Source organism: Mesorhizobium sp. M0991, assembly GCF_040318915.1.
Taxonomy (GTDB): Bacteria; Pseudomonadota; Alphaproteobacteria; order Rhizobiales; family Rhizobiaceae; genus Mesorhizobium.
The window spans coordinates 243,217-261,648 of sequence record NZ_JAMYNE010000007.1 but is presented as its reverse complement, the minus strand read 5'-3'; the positions used below and the strand labels follow the sequence as shown (position 1 = coordinate 261,648).

Annotated in this window: 15 protein-coding genes; 10 read left to right on the top strand and 5 right to left on the bottom strand. The window is 62.4% G+C overall.

All coding sequences use genetic code 11. The features are described from left to right. The coding region (locus NKH70_RS13910) for an alcohol dehydrogenase catalytic domain-containing protein (protein ID WP_353025464.1) at positions 1 to 349 on the bottom strand (349 nt) is incomplete at its 3' end. Between the two features lie 213 nt (positions 350 to 562). Between NKH70_RS13910 and NKH70_RS13905 the strand changes: the two genes are divergently transcribed. Beyond that, positions 563 to 2,575 carry an acetyl-CoA carboxylase biotin carboxylase subunit gene (locus tag NKH70_RS13905; RefSeq protein WP_353025462.1) on the top strand — a complete coding sequence of 671 codons (2,013 nt, stop codon included), beginning with the start codon at positions 563 to 565 and terminating at the stop codon, positions 2,573 to 2,575. 426 nt (positions 2,576 to 3,001) lie between these two features. Here NKH70_RS13905 and NKH70_RS13900 read toward each other — a convergent pair whose 3' ends face one another. Next, entirely contained in the window at positions 3,002 to 3,475 is a 474-nt protein-coding gene (locus tag NKH70_RS13900; RefSeq protein WP_353025460.1) for an SMI1/KNR4 family protein, read from the bottom strand. Positions 3,476 to 3,665: 190 nt separating this feature from the next. Between NKH70_RS13900 and dnaE the strand changes: the two genes are divergently transcribed. Beyond that, on the top strand, positions 3,666 to 7,193 hold the full coding sequence (gene dnaE, locus NKH70_RS13895; RefSeq protein WP_353025458.1) for a DNA polymerase III subunit alpha: 3,528 nt from the start codon (positions 3,666 to 3,668) through the stop codon (positions 7,191 to 7,193). 14 nt (positions 7,194 to 7,207) lie between these two features. Here dnaE and NKH70_RS13890 read toward each other — a convergent pair whose 3' ends face one another. Then, entirely contained in the window at positions 7,208 to 8,089 is an 882-nt protein-coding gene (locus NKH70_RS13890; RefSeq protein WP_353025457.1) for a DMT family transporter, read from the bottom strand. A gap of 173 nt (positions 8,090 to 8,262) precedes the next feature. Here NKH70_RS13890 and NKH70_RS13885 point away from each other — a divergent pair, with 173 nt between their 5' ends. After that, complete coding sequence (locus tag NKH70_RS13885) at positions 8,263 to 8,769, top strand: hypothetical protein (protein WP_353025456.1); 507 nt, start codon at positions 8,263 to 8,265, stop codon at positions 8,767 to 8,769. Between the two features lie 3 nt (positions 8,770 to 8,772). Here NKH70_RS13885 and NKH70_RS13880 read toward each other — a convergent pair whose 3' ends face one another. Then, positions 8,773 to 10,101, bottom strand: coding sequence for a DNA polymerase IV (locus NKH70_RS13880; protein WP_353025454.1), 1,329 nt, complete (start codon positions 10,099 to 10,101; stop codon positions 8,773 to 8,775). Between the two features lie 68 nt (positions 10,102 to 10,169). On the opposite strand from NKH70_RS13880, the gene NKH70_RS13875 reads away from it, so the two are divergent. Both NKH70_RS13875 and NKH70_RS13870 read left to right on the top strand, forming a co-directional pair. After that, positions 10,170 to 10,745 (top strand): GNAT family N-acetyltransferase, encoded by a 576-nt coding sequence (locus NKH70_RS13875; RefSeq protein WP_353025452.1) that lies wholly within the window; start codon positions 10,170 to 10,172, stop codon positions 10,743 to 10,745. A 98-nt stretch (positions 10,746 to 10,843) separates the two neighbouring features. Then, on the top strand, positions 10,844 to 12,328 hold the full coding sequence (locus tag NKH70_RS13870; RefSeq protein ID WP_353025450.1) for a hypothetical protein: 1,485 nt from the start codon (positions 10,844 to 10,846) through the stop codon (positions 12,326 to 12,328). Positions 12,329 to 12,394: 66 nt separating this feature from the next. Here NKH70_RS13870 and NKH70_RS13865 read toward each other — a convergent pair whose 3' ends face one another. Beyond that, complete coding sequence (locus NKH70_RS13865; protein WP_352914172.1) at positions 12,395 to 12,694, bottom strand: DUF3572 domain-containing protein; 300 nt, start codon at positions 12,692 to 12,694, stop codon at positions 12,395 to 12,397. A gap of 172 nt (positions 12,695 to 12,866) precedes the next feature. Between NKH70_RS13865 and NKH70_RS13860 the strand changes: the two genes are divergently transcribed. From NKH70_RS13860 to NKH70_RS13840, 5 genes are all read left to right on the top strand, one after another. Continuing rightward, positions 12,867 to 13,283, top strand: coding sequence for a response regulator (locus NKH70_RS13860; RefSeq protein WP_348625950.1), 417 nt, complete (start codon positions 12,867 to 12,869; stop codon positions 13,281 to 13,283). A gap of 33 nt (positions 13,284 to 13,316) precedes the next feature. After that, on the top strand, positions 13,317 to 14,690 hold the full coding sequence (locus NKH70_RS13855; RefSeq protein WP_352720919.1) for a PleD family two-component system response regulator: 1,374 nt from the start codon (positions 13,317 to 13,319) through the stop codon (positions 14,688 to 14,690). A 464-nt stretch (positions 14,691 to 15,154) separates the two neighbouring features. Beyond that, positions 15,155 to 15,889: a FadR/GntR family transcriptional regulator gene (locus NKH70_RS13850; RefSeq protein ID WP_352466359.1), complete on the top strand. Its 735-nt coding sequence runs from the start codon at positions 15,155 to 15,157 to the stop codon at positions 15,887 to 15,889. Further along, positions 15,886 to 17,073, top strand: coding sequence for a PLP-dependent transferase (locus tag NKH70_RS13845; RefSeq protein WP_352466360.1), 1,188 nt, complete (start codon positions 15,886 to 15,888; stop codon positions 17,071 to 17,073). The genes NKH70_RS13850 and NKH70_RS13845 overlap by 4 nt, the downstream gene beginning before the upstream one ends. A gap of 30 nt (positions 17,074 to 17,103) precedes the next feature. Next, entirely contained in the window at positions 17,104 to 18,381 is a 1,278-nt protein-coding gene (locus tag NKH70_RS13840; RefSeq protein ID WP_352720923.1) for an ABC transporter substrate-binding protein, read from the top strand. Positions 18,382 to 18,432 lie beyond the last annotated feature (51 nt).

Here is an 18,432-nt window from a genome sequence, read left to right as displayed (position 1 = left end):
AGCCCTGTCCCTGCGTGGCGCGGATCGCGGTGCACAGGTTGGTCTTGCGCGACAGGCAGGACGGGCACTGCCGGCATTCCGGCGTGTAGAGCGGGATGACATGGTCGCCCTTCTTGACCGAGGTGACGCCCTTGCCGACGTCGACGACGATGCCGGCGCCCTCATGGCCGAGGATCGCCGGAAACAGGCCTTCCGGGTCGGCGCCCGACAGCGTGAACTCGTCGGTGTGGCAGATGCCGGTTGCCTTGATCTCGACCAGCACCTCGCCATCGCGAGGGCCCTGGAGGTCGACCTCCATGATCTCCAGCGGCTTTCCGGCGGCGACGGCGACAGCGGCGCGCGTTTTCATCAGGCAATCCTCCCAAGACAGTCTGCAATCCAGGTTAGATTTAACTTACCATTCAGCTCTGCGCTATGCACGAAGCGACGTTCCGACCCCGGATTTTCGTCAGCGCCCGCCGATTTGCATCCGGGATAGGCTCCGACTTTGCCTTGACCGGCCCCCTGAAGCCCATAAAACGGGAAGCCCGTAAAAGAAGGGCAGCCGAGGGACGAGGCCTGCATGTTCACAAAGATCCTGGTCGCCAACCGTGGCGAGATCGCCTGCCGCGTGATCAAGACGGCGCGCAAGATGGGCATCGCCACCGTCGCGGTCTATTCCGACGCCGACCGCGACGCTGTGCATGTCGAAATGGCCGACGAGGCGGTGCATATCGGGCCTTCGCCGGCTGCGCAAAGTTATCTGGTCCCGGAAAAGATCATCGCCGCCTGCAAGGCCACAGGAGCAGAGGCCGTGCATCCCGGCTACGGTTTCCTGTCCGAGCGGGCATCCTTCTGCGAAGCGCTGGAGCAGGAAGGCATTGTCTTCATCGGCCCGAAGCCCAAGGCCATCAAGGCGATGGGCGACAAGATCGAATCGAAGAAGTTCGCCAATGCGGCCAAGGTGTCGACGGTGCCCGGCTGGCTCGGCGTCGTCGAAAACGCCGCCCATGCCGAAAGAATAGCCGGCGAAATCGGCTATCCCGTGATGATCAAGGCCTCGGCCGGCGGCGGCGGCAAGGGCATGCGCATCGCCTGGAGCCAGGCAGAGGTGCGCGACGGCTTCGACCGGGCGCGGTCGGAAGCCAAAAGCTCGTTCGGCGATGACCGCGTCTTCATCGAAAAGTTCATCGTCGATCCGCGCCATATCGAAATCCAGGTGCTCGCCGACGCGCTTGGCAACACGCTCTATCTCGGCGAGCGCGAATGCTCGATCCAGCGCCGCAACCAGAAGGTCGTAGAGGAGGCGCCGTCGCCATTCCTCGATGCCAAGACCCGCAAAGCCATGGGCGAGCAGTCGGTGGCGCTGGCCAAGGCGGTCGACTACCAGAGCGCCGGGACGGTCGAATTCATCGTCGACAGCGACAAGAACTTCTATTTCTTGGAAATGAACACGCGCTTGCAGGTCGAGCATCCGGTGACGGAACTCGTCACCGGCATCGACCTGGTCGAGCAGATGATCCGCGTGGCAGCCGGCGAAAAGCTCGCCATCAAGCAGAGCGACGTCAAGTTGAACGGCTGGGCGGTGGAAAGCCGCCTCTATGCCGAAGATCCGTATCGCAATTTTCTGCCGTCGATTGGCCGGCTGACGAGATACCGGCCGCCGGAAGAGGGAAAATTCGGCGAAATCGTCATCCGCAACGATACCGGCGTCACCGAAGGCTCGGAAATCTCGATGTTCTACGACCCGATGGTCGCCAAGCTGTGCACCTGGGCGCCGACACGGCTGGCGGCGATAGACGCGATGTCGGAAGCGCTGGACAGTTTCGTCGTCGACGGCATCGAGCACAACATACCGTTCCTGGCGGCGCTGATGCAGCATCCGCGCTGGCGGGAAGGTCAGATATCGACCGGGTTCATCGCCGAGGAATACCCCGACGGCTTCGCGCCGATCGTGCCAGACGCCGAGGAGAAAGCGGTGCTGGCCGCGATTGCCACCGCGGTGGAACTGCTGCGCCGCGACCGGCTCGACCGGCTGGGCGGGCGGCTGGCGCCGCATTCGGGTGCCTTGAAACGCGATTGGGTGGTGAAGATCGGCCGGGATTATCTTTCGGTGGCCATCGTCGAAGGCATGATTTCCATTCCGATCGAGCTTGACCTGTCGATCGACGGCGGCGAGCCACTGACGGTGACCTCCGACTGGCGGCCGGGCGATCTCATCTGGCGCGGCACGGTCGGCGGCCGCAAGGTCGCGGCGCAAGTCAGGCCGGTGCTGAACGGGTTCCGCATCGCCTGGAAAGGCATGTCGGTGACAGGTCGCGCCATGCTGCCGCGCACCGCTGAGCTCGAAAGGCTGATGCCTGAAAAAATCGCGCCGGATACCTCAAAGATGCTGCTCTGCCCAATGCCCGGCCTCGTCGTGTCGATCGCCGTTGTCGAGGGGCAGGAGGTCAAGGCCGGCGAGACGCTTGCCGTGGTCGAAGCGATGAAGATGGAAAACGTGCTGCGCGCCGAGCGCGACCTCATCGTCTCGAAGCTCAACGCCAAGCCCGGCGACAGCCTTGCGGTCGATGCGGTGATCATGGAATTCGCGTGAGGCTAAAACCGCCTTGATACTCTTCCAAGGTTGGCGGGACAGTGCCCCCCTCTGTCCTGCCGGACATCTCCCCCTCCAGGGGGGAGATCGGCAGCTTCGGGGACAGTGCCCCTTCTGCACCCTACGAGATTGGCGAAGCCGAGATGACAGCCAATCTCCCCACTAGAGGGGGGAGATGTCCGGCAGGACAGAGGGGGCGCGAAGGAACGCGACCTTGCAATTGGTTGGGCACGCCCAATGGAGGAGGGAGAAGGCGAGGCCGTCAGGAATTGGCTTTTTTGCCCTCACAACGTATTTTGTTCTTGCTTTGTGCCGGCAGCTATGCTACTAATTTGCGTATGGGGCTAATTGGCTCCAACGACCCGCCTTTGAGGCGGGTTTTGTGTTTCAGGCTTCTTTTCGACTAGCGCGGTGAGTGCTGTGGACCTAGCTCGGCTCCTCGTGCCACGGCTCGACGTCGCAAAAGGCGTCAATCCAGGCATAAAAACTTGGTGCAATCTCATCGACGGTTCCAAAGTCGTGATCGAAGAACCAAATTGCCCGCATGTCGGCGCTGTCATCGCCAAGCTGGTCTGCATTGAAGCAGAACTTGTTTCCGGACGAATCGCTCGCGATAGCTACAAGCCGATCAGGCATCCCGATCTCACGCCAGCCAAGCGTTTCCTCAACTATCTCCTTCGGAGAATAGAAGTTAGCAAGATCATGCAGATCCAGTTTACGCTCGACGATCGCGTGTAAAAGCGCGATTGTGGGCCGAGGCAACCCGACGTCAAGTACTGCTTGTCGATAGTCTTCGGGAAAGTGGACGCCTAGCTGCCGCTCAGCAGCACCCAAATCCTCCTCCGAGACTGACTCAGGGGGATATGTAGTCCACTTCTCAACGAATCGCGAAAGTGACATGCGCGCTACCTTCCAACACGGAGTAGGCTTAGCAGCTTGGGAACGCATGGCAACGTCCGCTTCCCAAGCCATCTCGGTGAACCCCAGTTTATGGATTCACGGCCCAATCACTACCGCTGGACTCGTGTTATCTGCTGCCGGACAATACATCTTCATCGACTGAGTCCTTGCGAGGCGGCGCGAAAAAACCATGGCGGATGAGAGACTTCCACGCGATCCCTTGCTGCGCGAGGCCTATGCAAAGGCGTCACGGGCGGAGGCGGCGGCGCGTCGGTTCATTCATCTGCGCGTGCATTCGGCCTATTCGCTGCTCGAAGGTGCCTTGCAGCTCGGCAAGATCGTCGGCCATGCAGTGCAGGACGAGTGCCCGGCGATCGCCGTCACCGACACCAACAATCTGTTCGGCGCACTGGAATTCGCCCAGAAGGCGGTGAAGGACGGCATCCAGCCGATCATCGGCTGCCAGATCGACCTCGCCTTTTCCGGCGAGGCGAGCGACAGCCAGCGCGACCGTAGGCGGCAAGGACCGGAGATGCGGTCCGTCGTCCTGATCGCCGCAACCGAGGCCGGCTATAGCAATCTGGTCAGGCTGGTCAGCCGCGTCTACCTCGAGACACCGCCCGGTGAAGCGGTGCATCTGACGAGCGAGATGCTGCAGGGCCATTCCGACGGTCTGATCTGCCTTACGGGCGGGCCGCGCGGTCCGATCGGCACTGCCTTGAAAGAGGATCGCCGCGAACTCGCCGAGACCCGGCTCCTGGCGCTCAAGAGCCTGTTCGGCGACCGTCTCTATGTCGAGCTGGAGCGCGTCTCCGGCTACGACCGCACGATCGAGCAGTCGTCGGTCGATCTCGCCTACCGCCACGATCTGCCGCTGGTTGCCACCAACGAGGCGTTTTTCTTCTCTCGTGAAGACTATGAGGCGCATGACGCCCTGATCGCCATCGCCGAAGGCTCGGTAGTTGCGGCCGACAATCGCCGCCGCCTTTCGCCCGACCACTTCCTGAGAAGCCAGGCCGATATGGCGAGGCTGTTCGCCGACCTGCCGGAAGCAATCGACAACACCGTCGAGATCGCGCTGCGCTGCTCGTATTACCCGAAGACGCGCAATCCGATCCTGCCGCGCTTTGCCGGCCGCGATGTCGCCGACGCCGATGCTGCGGTCAAGGCGGAGGCGCAGGAGCTTGCCAGGCAGGCGCATGAAGGGCTGGAGGCGCGGCTTGCGGCGCATGGGCCGACGCCCGGCTATACAGTCGAGCAATATCGCGAGAGACTGGATTTCGAGCTCGGGGTCATCGAGAAGATGAAATATCCCGGCTATTTCCTGATCGTCGCCGACTTCATCAAATGGGCCAAGGCACAAGGCATTCCGGTCGGCCCGGGCCGCGGTTCAGGCGCCGGCTCGCTGGTCGCCTATGCCACGACTATCACCGACATCGACCCGCTGCGCTTTTCGCTGCTGTTCGAGCGCTTCCTCAATCCCGACCGCGTGTCGATGCCCGACTTCGACATCGACTTCTGCCAGGACCGCCGCGAGGAGGTCATCCGCTACGTCCAGCAGAAATACGGCCGCGACCAGGTCGGCCAGATCATCACCTTCGGGACACTGCAGGCGCGCGCGGTGCTGCGCGACGTCGGCCGCGTCCTGCAGATGCCTTACGGCCAGGTCGACAAGCTGAGCAAGATGGTGCCGTCGAACCCGGCCAATCCGGTCAAGCTCGCCGACGCCATCGCCAACGAGCCGCGCTTTGCCGAAGAGGCGGAGCGCGAGCCGATCGTGCAGACGCTGCTCGACACGGCGCAGAAGCTGGAAGGTCTCTACCGCCACGCCTCGACGCACGCCGCCGGCATCGTCATCGGCGACCGGCCGCTGTCGGAGCTGGTGCCGATGTACCGCGATCCGCGCTCGGACATGCCGGTCACGCAGTTCAACATGAAATATGTCGAGCAGGCCGGGCTGGTGAAATTCGACTTCCTTGGCCTGAAGACGCTGACGGTGCTGGACAGGGCCGTCAAGCTGATCCGCCGCCGCGGCATCGAGATCGATCTTGCCCACATTCCGCTCGACGACCCCGAAACCTACGCCATGCTGTCGCGCGGCGAGGTGGTCGGCGTGTTCCAGGTGGAAAGTGCCGGCATGCGCAAGGCGCTGATCGGCATGCGGCCCGACTGTATCGAGGACATTATCGCGCTGGTCGCGCTCTACCGGCCGGGGCCGATGGAGAACATACCGACCTACAATGCCAGAAAGCACGGCGAGGAGGAGATGGCGTCGATCCACCCGAAGATCGACCATCTCGTCAAGGAGACGCAAGGCGTCATCGTCTATCAGGAACAGGTGATGCAGATCGCGCAGGAGCTCTCCGGCTATTCGCTGGGCGAAGCCGATCTGCTGCGCCGCGCCATGGGCAAGAAGATCCGCGCCGAGATGGACAAGCAGCGCGAGCGCTTTGTTTCGGGCGCGGTCGAGCGCGGCGTCGGCAAGCCGCAAGCCGACTTCATCTTCGACCTGCTGGCAAAGTTTGCCGACTACGGTTTCAACAAATCGCATGCCGCCGCCTATGCCGTCGTCTCCTACCAGACGGCCTATCTGAAGGCGCATTACCCGGTCGAATTCCTGGCCGCATCGATGACGCTCGACATGGGCAATACTGACAAGCTCGCCGATTTCCGCCAGGATGCGCTACGCCTCGGCATCGAGGTGGTGGCGCCGTCGGTGATGACGTCGTTCCGGGATTTCGAGGTCGGCGAGAACCGCATCTTCTATTCGCTGGCCGCGCTCAAGGGCGTCGGTGACGCGGCGGTCGAGCACATCGTCGCCACGCGCGGCGAAAAACCGTTCAAGAGCCTCGCCGATTTCTGTGAAAGGGTCGATCCGAAGATCGTCGGCAAGCGCGTCTTCGAAAGCCTGATCATGGCCGGCGCGCTCGACTGCTTCGGTCATGACCGCGCGGCGATGATGGCCGGCGTCGAGCGGATGATGGGGCTGGCGTCGCTGGCGCAGCAGAATGCCGTCACTGGCCAGCACGACATCTTTGGCGCCTCGCTCGGCGCACAGTCGCAGGCGCTCAACCTGCCGGCGACCGACCCCTGGCTCGCCGCCGACCGCCTGCACCGCGAATTCCAGGTGGTTGGTTTCTATCTCTCGGCGCATCCGCTCGATGAATACAAGGCGGCGCTGCAGAAAATGCGGGTGCAGACCTGGGGCGAGTTTTCGGCCGCCGTCAAACGCGGTGCTGCCGCCGGCCGGCTCGCCGGTACCGTCACCACCAAGCAGGAGCGCAAGACGCGCACCGGCAACAAGATGGGCGTCGTGCAATTTTCCGACACCTCAGGCCAGTATGAAGCGGTGCTGTTTTCCGAGGGGCTGGCGCAATACCGCGACCTGCTCGAACCCGGCCGCTCGGTGGTCATCACCGTTTCGGCCGAGGACAGGCCGGAAGGCGTCAATCTGCGCATCCAGACCGTGCAGTCGCTGGAGGACGAGGCAAGCCGCATCCAGAAGGCGTTGCGAATCTTCGTCAGGAATGACGCACCGGCATCGACAATCCAATCGCAGCTTGGCCAGCGTGGCGACAGTCAGGTGAGCATCATCGTTATCAAGGAAGGCGGCGAGGGCGAGGTCGAGATCGAGTTGCCCAACCGCTACCGCGTCTCGCCGCAGATTGCCTCGGCTATACGCGCTGTGCCGGGCGTGGTCGAGGTGGAGCTGGTCTAAGAGTTAGCGCACGCTTATGACGCGGCGATCTCCGCCGGTTGCGGTGCTCTCCGCTGCAGATTGAGCAGATTGCCGAGCAGGATCAGCAGGGCGCCACCGGCGGTGAAGGCGTCGATCTGCTCGTGATAGAGCAGCCATCCGATCACCGCCGACAACGGCACGCGCAAAAAGTCCATTGGCGAGATGACCGTCGCATCGGCATAGACAAGTGCGCGTGCCATGCAGAAATGCGACGACATGCCGGTGAAGGCGATCAGCAGGATCCACGGCCAGAGCTCGAGCGGCGGGTTGCGCCATTCGTAAAGCGCCGGGACCAGGCCAAGCAGCGACTGGATGATCAGCATCCAGAAGATGATGCGCACGACGCTGTCCGTCCGCGTCAGCGACTTGACGAGGACCACCGAGATGCCGAAGCAGACCGCGGCTCCCAGCACGATAACATGCCCCGGATTGACCGCGCCGACGCCCGGACGCACGATGATCACAACGCCGATCAGCCCGAGCACGATCGCCGCGAGCCGTGGCCGGGAGAGCCTTTCGCCGAGGAAAGCGACCGCCAGCAAAGCGGTCCAGATCGGCGTCGTGAATTCGATCGAGATCAGCACGGCAAGCGGGATCAGCGTCAGGGCGTAGAGCCAGGCAGCCTGGCCGGTATAGTGGACGACGTTGCGGGCGATATGGGCCAGCGGACGCCCGGTGCGCATCGCCGCAAACCCGCCTGACATCATGACCAGCGGCAGCAGAATGAAAAAGCCGATCACCGAGCGCAGCTCGAGCACCTGGAAGACGTTGAGTTCGGCCGTCGTGGCGCGGCCAGCCACCGACATCGCCAGGAACGAGGCGATCGACAGCGCCATCCAGAACGCGGCCTTGGGGATCGAGGGTGCGGGTGCCATGCGGCTATGTCGCAAGCCGGAGCGCTCATCGCAACCGCTAGCCGACGCATTCGGCTGGGCCAGCCGTGAAGCGTTGCATGCAGTGATGTTGAAGCCGGAACCCGCCGCTGTGGGAAGCGTTGGTCTTTCAGTGTTTGCGTGCTGTGTTTTGGATACCAACGAGGAGCGGTCCGATGAAATCACTTGCACGATTTGTACTTGCCGGCTGCCTGACCGCCGGGGCTGGCGCAGCGCATGCCGACGATCCGGATTTTCTTCGCTCGTTCCAGGGGAATTTCGCCGGCAAAGGCATCGTCAAGGTCACCACCGATGCGCCGACGGTGAATGTCTCCTGTCATTTCAATTCCGACGCGACGTCGAGCTCATTGTCGCTCGACGGCAGTTGCCGCGGTCTTATCGTGGTAACGCGCGCCATCAGCGCGGATCTCAAGTCCAGCGGGACGAAATACAGCGGCACCTATGTCGGATCGCGCACCGGGCCGGCGCAATTGAGCGGCAGCCGCTCCGGCAACGCGATCAATCTCGGCATCCGTTGGGCCAAGGAGGTCAATGGCGATCGCACGGCGCAAATGACGGTCGAGAAGAACGGCGAGGACGGCATGCGGCTGACCGTCGTCGATACCGATCCGAAAACCGGCAAGAGTGTGGTGACCACCCGGATCGATCTGCGGCGCACCTGACTATCACTCCTCGACCGGTTCGGGCGGATGGGCGTCGCGGCCCTTGCCGAAGGTATAGCCGGTCTCCACCGCCCTGCGGCCGAACTTGCCGCGCAGCGTGTCGATGGCGCCTTCGGCCATGGCGCGCTTGCGTGACTGGACGTCGACCAGATCGGGCGGGTCCGCCCGGTCATCGTCGGAGAGATCGCTGACGCCAATGCCGAGCAGCCGGTATTTCGTGCCATCCGCTTCCTTGCGCAGCAGCTCGAGCGCGGTCTGAAAGATGCGGTCGGCCAGCCGGGTCGGATCGCCGAGCTGGCGATTGCGCGTGCGGATTTTGAAATCCTGGGTCTTCAGCTTGAGGACGACGGTGCGTCCGGCAATGCCGGATTTCTTCAGCCGGGCCGAGACGTTTTCCGACAGCGCCCTCAGCACCGAAACCAATTCGTCGACGGAGGCGATGTCGGTGTCGAAAGTGGTTTCCGCCGAGACGCTTTTCGCGTCCTGGTCGGGAACGACGCGACGGTCGTCCTCGCCGCGCGAAAGCCGGTAGAGCCGGTCGCCCATCACGCCGTAGCGGCGCATCAGGTCGCCGCGTTCCATGCGCTGCAGCTGGCCGATGGTGCGGATGCCGTCGCGCTCGAGCGTGGCGGCAAAGGCCTTGCCGACCCCCCAGATCAGCGTCACCGGCTGCTCAGCCAGGAAGCCGGTCGCCTCCGCCTCGCCGATCACCGAAAAGCCGCGCGGCTTGCGGAAGTCCGACGCCACCTTGGCCAGGAACTTGCAGTAGGAAAGGCCCGCCGAAACGGTGATGCCGATCTCCTTTTCCACGCTGAGTGCGAAGCGCGCCAGCACCACCGCAGGCGGCAGGCCATGCAGGCGCTCGGTGCCGGCGAGGTCGAGAAAGGCCTCGTCGATCGAGAGCGGCTCGACCAGCGGCGTCAGCGCCTGCATCATGGCGCGCACCTCGCGGCCGACGCGGACGTATTTTTCCATGTCCGGCGGGAGGACCACCGCTTCCGGGCAGGCTTCGAGCGCCTTGAACATCGGCATTGCCGAGCGCACGCCATGGATGCGGGCGATGTAGCAGGCGGTGGATACGACGCCACGCTTGCCGCCGCCGATGATCAATGGCCGGTCCTTCAACGCCGGGTTGTCGCGCTTTTCGACCGCCGCGTAGAATGCGTCGCAATCGATATGGGCAAGGCGCAGCCGGTAGAGCTCCGGATGGCGGGCGAGCCGTGGACTGCCGCAGCGCTCGCAACGGCGTGCCTCGCTGCGCTGAAAACTCAGGCAGTCGCGGCAAAAACCGTGTTCGGGATTGTTGACAGGGGCCGCCATCGCTGCGAACATAAAGAGAACAAATGCAATGGTACGTCAGGACGGACGCCACGACAAGGCGGTGGGCCGGGAGAGAGCTCATGAATACGACCATAGCGCCGCTAGTGCCCGAGCTTTGGGCGGATTTCGAAGATCTTTTCGGCAAGCAAGGCGCCTGCTACGGCTGCTGGTGCACCCATTTCCGGCTGTCGCCGGCAGCGCGCCGCGCGAGCAACCGCGAGCGCAACAAGGACCATATCAAGGCGCGGATCGAGGCCGGGCCACCACCCGGTCTGCTGGCCTTCGAGGGTGGTCAGGCGGTCGGCTGGATGCAGATCGGCCCGCGCGCCGACGTGCCCGAGTGGAACAATAAGGGCAGGGGGTCGGCTCCCCTCGACCCAGCCGATGCGACCGATCCGGGTGTCTGGGCGATCTCCTGTTTCTTCATCCGGGCCAAGGCGCGGGGTAGGGGCGTGTCGCACCGTCTGGTCGCGGGCGGCATCGAGTTCGCACGGGAAAATGGCGCGCGGCTGATCGAGGCCTGCCCGATCGACCTGTCTAAGGATTCGCGCTCGATCGGGCTGTTCGTCGGCTCGTCGCGGGTCTTCGAAAAAGCCGGCTTCCAGCGGCTGGTCGAACGCAAGCCAGGCCGGCCGCTGGTGCGGCTGGTGCTGTAACAGCCGCAGCAGCACACAGGCCTTCTCTTGCGGCTGTGATGGTATTTGCCTACCAGTGATAGAAACGGCTTGAGGGCCGCGATTAAGTGAGGATCGACATGAAGCGCGTTTTGCCAATTGTTTTACTTCTTGCCTGCAGCGCACCGGCCTTCGGCCAAGCGGTCGACAAGCAAGGCGCGAAGCAGCTTTCCGACGATCTGGCGCACTACATCGGCAAGAAGCTGTTCGATATCGGGTTCGTGAAAATTTCAGTCGACGGCGATGCCTACAAGCTCGCTTTCGACTTCAAGCCAGTCACGGATTTGATGGCAAAGCAGCAAGCCTTCAAGTTCGACGTCACGCCTTACTTCATCTTGGTCAAGCCACGCAAAGATGGACACTGGGACGTTTCGGCGGACGTGTCCCCGAAGGGGTCTATCGATTTCGTTGGCCCTGAGGGGGCGCAGCACATCGACTTCTCCGTGTCGGACAACAAGTTCACCGGAGTTTATGACCCCGACCTGGCCGCTTTCGCGAGCGCAACCGGTTCGATGGCTGGCATGACGATGACCACCCGAGAGCCCAAGCAGCAGGCGGATGTCACGGTCGGTCCTGGCACTGCCGTAATAGTCTCGACCAAATCCGCAAATGGCGGCATCGATTTCACGGTGACGGAAAAAATAACGAACTTCGCCGAAACGATCAAAGTCAACGATCCCAAAAGTGGGTTGAGTTTTCCGGCTGCTGTAAAAGCGCCTGAACTTTCCGTGGATGCGACCGGCAAGGGTTTGCGGACAAAGCCGCTGCTCGACCTGCTTGCTTTCATCGTGGCAACTGACGATGCAGCCAAATTCAAGGCGGATGAGACGGAGTTCAAATCGCTTCTGACGGCAGCACTGCCATTGTGGGAGCGGATCGACGGCACCTACGGCTTCAAGGACTTTGTGGTGGAGAGTCCGGTCGGCAAGTTCGGTGCGACGCAACTGAATACCGCCATCGGCATGGACGGCATCGCCAAGGACGGCAAGATCAACTACGCGTTCAAGGTTTCCGGCCTGACAATACCGCAGCAGGTGCTGCCCAGCTGGAGCGTTGCGTTGCTGCCGACGGATATCGACCTCAACTTCGGCGGCGCCAACATCGATCTGGACACCATGGCGAAGAAAACCATCCAAACCCTTGATTTCAGCAAGGATCCACCGCTGCCGGCAGATTTCGGCAACCAGATCTCCGCCGATTTCCTGGCCAAGACGCCAAAGGCCATTCTCGGACACAGCACGATCAAGAACGGCAACATCGAGATTGCGATGGAAGGCGAGATGACCTTCCCGGGCAAGAAGCCGCGTGCGGATGTGACAATCGACATCACCGGCTACGATAAGATCGTGGAGACCTTGCAGACGGCGGCGAAGACGGACCCGCAGGCCGCGCAGTATTTCACCGGCGCGCTGGCGATCAAAGGGTTTGGCAAGACGCTGCCGGACGGCCGGCTTGAATGGGTGATCAACACCAAGGCCGACGGTTCAGTGATGGTCAACGGCGCCATGCTGAAGCCGGCCGACCCCATTGGGACGGACGACAGTGGGGAAGAGGCAACGCCATAAAGTATCAGCACTGGCCCGTCGTCGGCGGCAAGTTCTTCGATCTATCCGCTGTCTCGGGATCGCCGCTTATATCGAATGCTCATGATTGTCGTCGCCGAGCGGGAGCGCCCGCAATGCCTTGCCGACTGCGGCGGGTGGCGTTCCGGTCTCCTCGGAAAAACGCATCAGCGTCGGCTCGTGGGCGAGGATGAACTGCAGCACGCCGGCCAGGAATCCCGGCTCGCCGGCGGCCCGGCGGATGGAATGGGCTTCGATGCCGGTGATCGCCAGGAAACGGGGCAGAAGTTCCGGATCGGCGGCGACGAAGCCCAACGCCTTTACGGCAATCGTTTCCGCTTCCTCGCGCATTGACGCTGGGTTTGCCATCGCTACCTTCCTTCGTGGGCGGAATCGTTCTGTTTTCGCAGTAGTGGCAAGTGTTGCCGGCAGCAAGCTCGCCGACCTGGAATCCGAACGCTTTTCGGGCGGCCGGTTTCCGTTTCGTCAATCATATTGCCGTATAGTGGGAACAGGTTTGGTGCGTGCCGACAAGGAGCGCATGACGGCACCCTTCGAGTGGAAGGCCAGCCGGGACGGGAAATCGATGCCAAAGAAGGTTATGATCGTCGAGGACAACGAGCTCAACATGAAGCTCTTTCGCGACCTGATCGAAGCGAGCGGCTACGAGACGGTGCGTACACGCAACGGCCTGGAAGCGCTGGATCTGGCGCGGCAGCACAGGCCGGACCTCATCCTGATGGACATTCAGCTGCCTGAAGTGTCGGGCCTTGAGGTCACCAAATGGCTGAAGGAGGACGACGATCTCCACGTCATCCCGGTCATCGCCGTCACCGCCTTCGCGATGAAGGGCGACGAGGAGCGCATCCGCCAGGGCGGCTGTGAGGCCTATATCTCCAAGCCGATCTCGGTGCCGCGTTTCATCGAGACCATCAAATCCTACCTGGGCGATGCCTGATGCGCCTTTCCAGCCGAGCCGGAGCTTTGTGAAATGACCGCGCGGATCCTCGTCGTCGACGACATCCCAGCAAATGTCAGGCTGCTGGAGGTTCGGCTGCTCGCCGAATATTTCGAGGTTCTGACCGCCACCAACGGGCCGGATGCGATCGAGATCTGCGAGAACGGCAAGGTCGACGTCGTGCTGCTCGACGTGATGATGCCCGACATGGACGGGTTCGAGGTCTGCCGGCGGCTGAAGGGCGACCCGGCGACATCGCACATCCCGGTCGTGATGATCACCGCCCTCGACCAGGTTTCGGACCGGGTGCGCGGCCTCGAGGCCGGCGCCGACGATTTTTTGACCAAGCCGGTCAACGATCTGCAGTTGATGACGCGCGTCAAGAGCCTGGTCAGGCTGAAGTCGCTCACCGACGAGCTGCGGCTGCGCGCCTCGACGACACGCAATATCGGCATCGAGGAGCTTTTGAGCCGCAACTTCGCTACCGACGACGCGGTGCCGAAGGTCCTGCTGGTCGACGAACGCAAATCCTCGTTCGAGCGCATCCAGAAGATGCTGCGCGGCAGTGCCGATCTCGACGTCGCCAACGATCCGCATGCCGGCTTCTTCCAGGCCGCCGAGCAGCCGTATGAATGCGTGATGATCTCGACGGCCTTCGCCGATTTCGACCCGCTGAGGCTCTGCTCGCAATTGCGCTCGCTCGATCGCACCCGTTTCCTGCCGATCATCCTTCTGGCGGACGAGGGCGAGGAGGGGCGTATCATCCGCGGCCTCGAACTCGGCATCAACGACTATCTGATGCGGCCGATCGACCAGCAGGAGCTGACGGCGCGGCTGCGTACGCAGGTGCGCCGCAAGCGCTACAACGACCAGCTTCGCGCCAGCGTCACCCAGACCATCGAGATGGCGGTGACCGATGCCCTGACCGGCCTGCACAACCGCCGCTATCTCGACAGCCATTTGCAGACGCTGTTCGACCGCGCCGTGGCACGGCGCCGGCCGCTATCGGTGATGATCACGGATCTGGACCGCTTCAAGAGCATCAACGACGCGCATGGCCATGACGGTGGCGACGACGTGCTGCGCGAATTCGCGCGGCGGCTGCGCAAGAATGTGCGCGGCATCGATCTAGCCTGCCGCTTCGGCGGCGAGGAGTTCGTCGTGGTCATGCCGGACACCGACGGCGCGGTAGCCGAAAAGGTCGCCGAGCGCATTCGCGCCGAAATCGCCCAACTGCCGTTTGCCGTCGGCACCGAAGGCAAGGCCGTCGAAGTCACCGTCAGCGTCGGCGTGTCGTCGGTGCTGAAGGGGCTAGACACGGTCTCCGCGCTGATGAAACGCGCCGACCTCGCGCTCTACGAAGCCAAGAGCGGCGGCCGCAATCGCGTCGTCGCCAAGGCGGCTTAGCACCGAACACCAATTGGCCAGTCAACGCGACAAGGTTACGAATTTACCTTAATCCAAGCGATTTGCGAGGCTTGGTTAAGAAACGGTTGATTTCCATAAGTTGTTGCGCAAATGTGCAGCCCTTAGACGTAACCGGCACGAGGCTAGATCGCCGGTTCGACCCGAAGAATACCCCATGATGCTCAGGTCCGCCGCATCTCCTGGGTCCGTGGGGTCGGCCGGCCGGCGCTGGCACATAGTGGCCTCCTCGTACCGCTGCCAAACGCCGGCCGGCCCCCAATTTTCAAAACACATCAGGATTCTGCGCCAATATCCGGAAAATATTGGCTTTTTTGTCGTGGCAGATAGACCGCCCCTTGATCCGCACGCTGGGGGCGGGTGCGAATGTGCCTGCAGCCGATTGACAGGGCCTGTCTTCTATGCCGAAATTGGTTGGACCATTGAGCCATTTGTGACCCGTTGGCATGACCGAATTCGGCCTTTCCCCCATACAGGCAACTGCTCGCGACGACGCGGTGCTCAAGGCGCTGGCCGGCTTTGTGATGCGCGAAGCCCTCGGGCCCGGCCAGAGACTGCCGACCGAACGCATCCTTGCCGAGCGCCTCAAGGTGAGCCGCAACACCGTGCGCGAGGCGCTGACGCGCTGGGAAGGGCTCGGCCTGGTCGAACGCCGGCAAGGCAGCGGCACCTATCTCAAGGGAGTGGTCTCGCTGGACATGCTGCACATGCCGCTGACGCTGGCCGGCGGCAATGATTTCACCAGCCTGATGCAGACGCTGGAAATCCGCCGGGCATTGGAAGCGGAAGCCGCCGCCCTGTGCGCCGTTCGCGCGGGCCAGGCCGAGATCGCCGAGATCGCGCGCAAGCTCGACATTATGGAGCAGGCCTTCCACGCGCGCGCCGGCATGTCGGCGGAGGAGGACTGGGAATTCCACCAGTCGATCTATCGCACGTCCGGCAATCCGCTGTTCGAGCAGATCATCGCCGCCATGCACGAACTGTTCCATCGTTTCTGGGAGCATCCGCTTGGCGTTCGTGATTTCGGCCACGCCAGCTTTCCTTACCACCGTACGATCTACGAACGCATCGCCGCGCACGATCCGGAGGGAGCCCGGGCCGAGGCGCTCAAGCTGATCGCCACCGTCGAGGACGATCTGAAGCGCGGTGCGGCCAAACTCAAACTTTCAGGCGAGAAATGAGCGACCATTCCGCCGATTTCGAAAACGACTATCTCGCCGAGGCGGCGACGCTTCTCGCCCATGACGAGCCTTTCCCCGGCGGTGCGGTGGTACCGCCGATCTACCAGACTTCGCTCTTCACCTTCGCCAATTATGCCGAGATGGCCGACACATTCGCCGGCAGGCGACGCCAGCCGATCTATTCGCGCGGCGACAACCCGACGGTCATGGAGTTCGAGGCGCGTGTCGCCGCTCTCGAAGGGGCGGAGGCCGCGCGCGGCTTTTCCAGTGGCATGGCAGCGATCAGCGCCACGGTGCTTGCTTTCGTCGGTGCCGGCGAGCGCATGGTCGTCGTGCGCAATTGCTACGGCGACGCCTATAGGCTGTTCGAACGGCTGTTGCCGCGGCTCAACATCAAGGTGGACTATGTCGACGGTTCCGATCCGGACGCGGTCGCGGCAGCACTTCCCGGCGCCAAGCTGCTTTACCTGGAAAGCCCGACGTCGATGATGTTCGAGCTTCAGGACATAACCCATCTGGCACGGCTGGCCAAAGAGCAGGGCATCGTCACCACGATCGACAATTCCTGGGCGACCCCGGTGTTCCAGAAGCCGATTTCGCACGGTGTCGACCTGGTGCTGCATTCGGCTTCGAAATATCTCGGCGGCCACAGCGATACCGTCGCCGGTGTGGTGGCCGGTTCGGCGGCCCATATTCGACACATCAACGAGCAGACCTATTCCTACCTCGGCGGCAAACTTTCGCCTTTCGAGGCCTGGCTGTTGCTGCGTGGCCTGCGCACATTGCCGCTGCGGTTGCCGCATCACATGAAGAGCGGGCTGACCATCGCCGAACGGCTGAAGGCGCATGGCAATGTCGAGCGGGTCAACCACCCGGCCTATTCCAACCATCCAGGCAAGGCGACGCTTGCCGGCTATGCCGGGCTGTTCTCATTCGAGGTGACGGAAGACGTTGACATCCCGGCTTTCGTCGATGCGCTGAAACTCTTTCGCATCGGCGTCAGCTGGGGCGGCCATGAGAGCCTGGTCGTTCCGGCAAAGGCCTCGCTCGAGCAGACGCCGGGCCTGAATTCGATGGCGCGCTTCGGCGTCAGCCCCCGAACCATCCGCTTCAGTGTCGGATTGGAGAGTGTCGAAGACCTGTGGGCGGATGTTGCCCAGGCCTTCGACAGAGCAAAAAGATAAAAGGAGCCGTTCAAAATGGGAGTGCTGAACATGAAAAAACTGAGCATCCTTCTTGGTGCCGTCGCGGGTCTTGCGATTTCCGCCGGCAGCGTGCTGGCCGATTCCACGGTCAAGATGGTCGAGGTCATCACCAGTCCGCCGCGTACCGAATTCCTCAAGAAGCAGATCGCCGAGTTCGAGACGGCCAATCCGGGCGTCAAGATCGAGCTGGTATCGCTGCCCTGGGGCCAGGCATTCGAGAAATTCCTCACCATGGTGCAGGCCGGCGACACGCCCGACATCGTCGAGATGCCGGAACGCTGGATGGGTCTCTATGCGACCAACGGCCAGCTCGAGGATCTCGGGCCATACATGTCCAAATGGGACGATGCCAAAACGCTGGGCGAACGTGCCAAGCAGTTCGGCTCGACGGTCGACAACAAGCAGTACATGATCCCTTACGGCTATTACCTGAACGCGCTGTTCTGGAACAAGAAGCTGTTCAAAGAGGGCGGCCTGGACGGTCCGCCGGCGACGCTCGATGAATTCGTCGAAGACTCCAAGAAGATCTCGGCGATACCGGGCAAATATGGCTACTGCCTGCGCGGCGGCCCGGGCGCCTTCAACGGCATGCATATGTTCATGAACATCGCCGCGGGCAAGGGCGGCTATTTCAACGAGGACGGCACCTCGACCATCAACGAGGAAGGCTCGGTCAAGGGCCTGCAGATGCTCGCCGACATGTACAAGAACGGCCTGGCGCCGAAAGATGCGGTGAGCTGGGGTTTTAACGAGACCGTCACCGGCTTCTACAGCGGCACCTGCGCCATGCTGAACCAGGATCCCGACGCGCTGCTCGGCATCGCCGACAAGATGAGCGCCGACGACTTCGCCGTGGCGCCGATGCCGGTCGGGCCGAGCGGCAAATCCTATCCGACGCTCGGTTATGCCGGCTGGGCGATGTTCGCCAATTCCCAGCACAAGGACGATGCGTGGAAGCTGATGGCGACGCTGTTGTCGCCCAAGGACAATCTGGAATGGGCAAAGGAAGTCGGCGTCATTCCGATCCACAACGGCGCCGACCAGGACGCTCACTTCAGGACGGAGCAATTCAAAGGCTGGTTCGAGGAACTGAACAACGGCGACAAATACGAGATGGTGACGCCTCCGACGCATCTGGAAAATCTCGGCAATTTCGTCGACCAGGTGGCGATCAAGAATTTTCAGGAAGTGCTGCTTGGTCAGAAGGCGGCCAAGGACGTGGCCGACGAATGGGCCAAGTTCCTGACCAAGGAACAGCAGGATTGGATGGCCAAGAACAAGAAATAGCTTTCCTCCCTTCTCCCCGTTCACGCGGAAAAGGTGTCACGAAGTGACGGA

Coding starts and splice junctions, on each gene's coding strand:
- NKH70_RS13905 (WP_353025462.1), top strand. CDS start 563: ATGTTCACAAAGATCCTGGTCGCCAACCGTGGCGAGATCGCCTGCCGC.
- NKH70_RS13900 (WP_353025460.1), bottom strand. CDS start 3,475: ATGTCACTTTCGCGATTCGTTGAGAAGTGGACTACATATCCCCCTGAG.
- dnaE (WP_353025458.1), top strand. CDS start 3,666: ATGGCGGATGAGAGACTTCCACGCGATCCCTTGCTGCGCGAGGCCTAT.
- NKH70_RS13890 (WP_353025457.1), bottom strand. CDS start 8,089: ATGGCACCCGCACCCTCGATCCCCAAGGCCGCGTTCTGGATGGCGCTG.
- NKH70_RS13885 (WP_353025456.1), top strand. CDS start 8,263: ATGAAATCACTTGCACGATTTGTACTTGCCGGCTGCCTGACCGCCGGG.
- NKH70_RS13880 (WP_353025454.1), bottom strand. CDS start 10,101: ATGTTCGCAGCGATGGCGGCCCCTGTCAACAATCCCGAACACGGTTTT.
- NKH70_RS13875 (WP_353025452.1), top strand. CDS start 10,170: ATGAATACGACCATAGCGCCGCTAGTGCCCGAGCTTTGGGCGGATTTC.
- NKH70_RS13870 (WP_353025450.1), top strand. CDS start 10,844: ATGAAGCGCGTTTTGCCAATTGTTTTACTTCTTGCCTGCAGCGCACCG.
- NKH70_RS13865 (WP_352914172.1), bottom strand. CDS start 12,694: ATGGCAAACCCAGCGTCAATGCGCGAGGAAGCGGAAACGATTGCCGTA.
- NKH70_RS13860 (WP_348625950.1), top strand. CDS start 12,867: ATGACGGCACCCTTCGAGTGGAAGGCCAGCCGGGACGGGAAATCGATG.
- NKH70_RS13855 (WP_352720919.1), top strand. CDS start 13,317: ATGACCGCGCGGATCCTCGTCGTCGACGACATCCCAGCAAATGTCAGG.
- NKH70_RS13850 (WP_352466359.1), top strand. CDS start 15,155: ATGACCGAATTCGGCCTTTCCCCCATACAGGCAACTGCTCGCGACGAC.
- NKH70_RS13845 (WP_352466360.1), top strand. CDS start 15,886: ATGAGCGACCATTCCGCCGATTTCGAAAACGACTATCTCGCCGAGGCG.
- NKH70_RS13840 (WP_352720923.1), top strand. CDS start 17,104: ATGAAAAAACTGAGCATCCTTCTTGGTGCCGTCGCGGGTCTTGCGATT.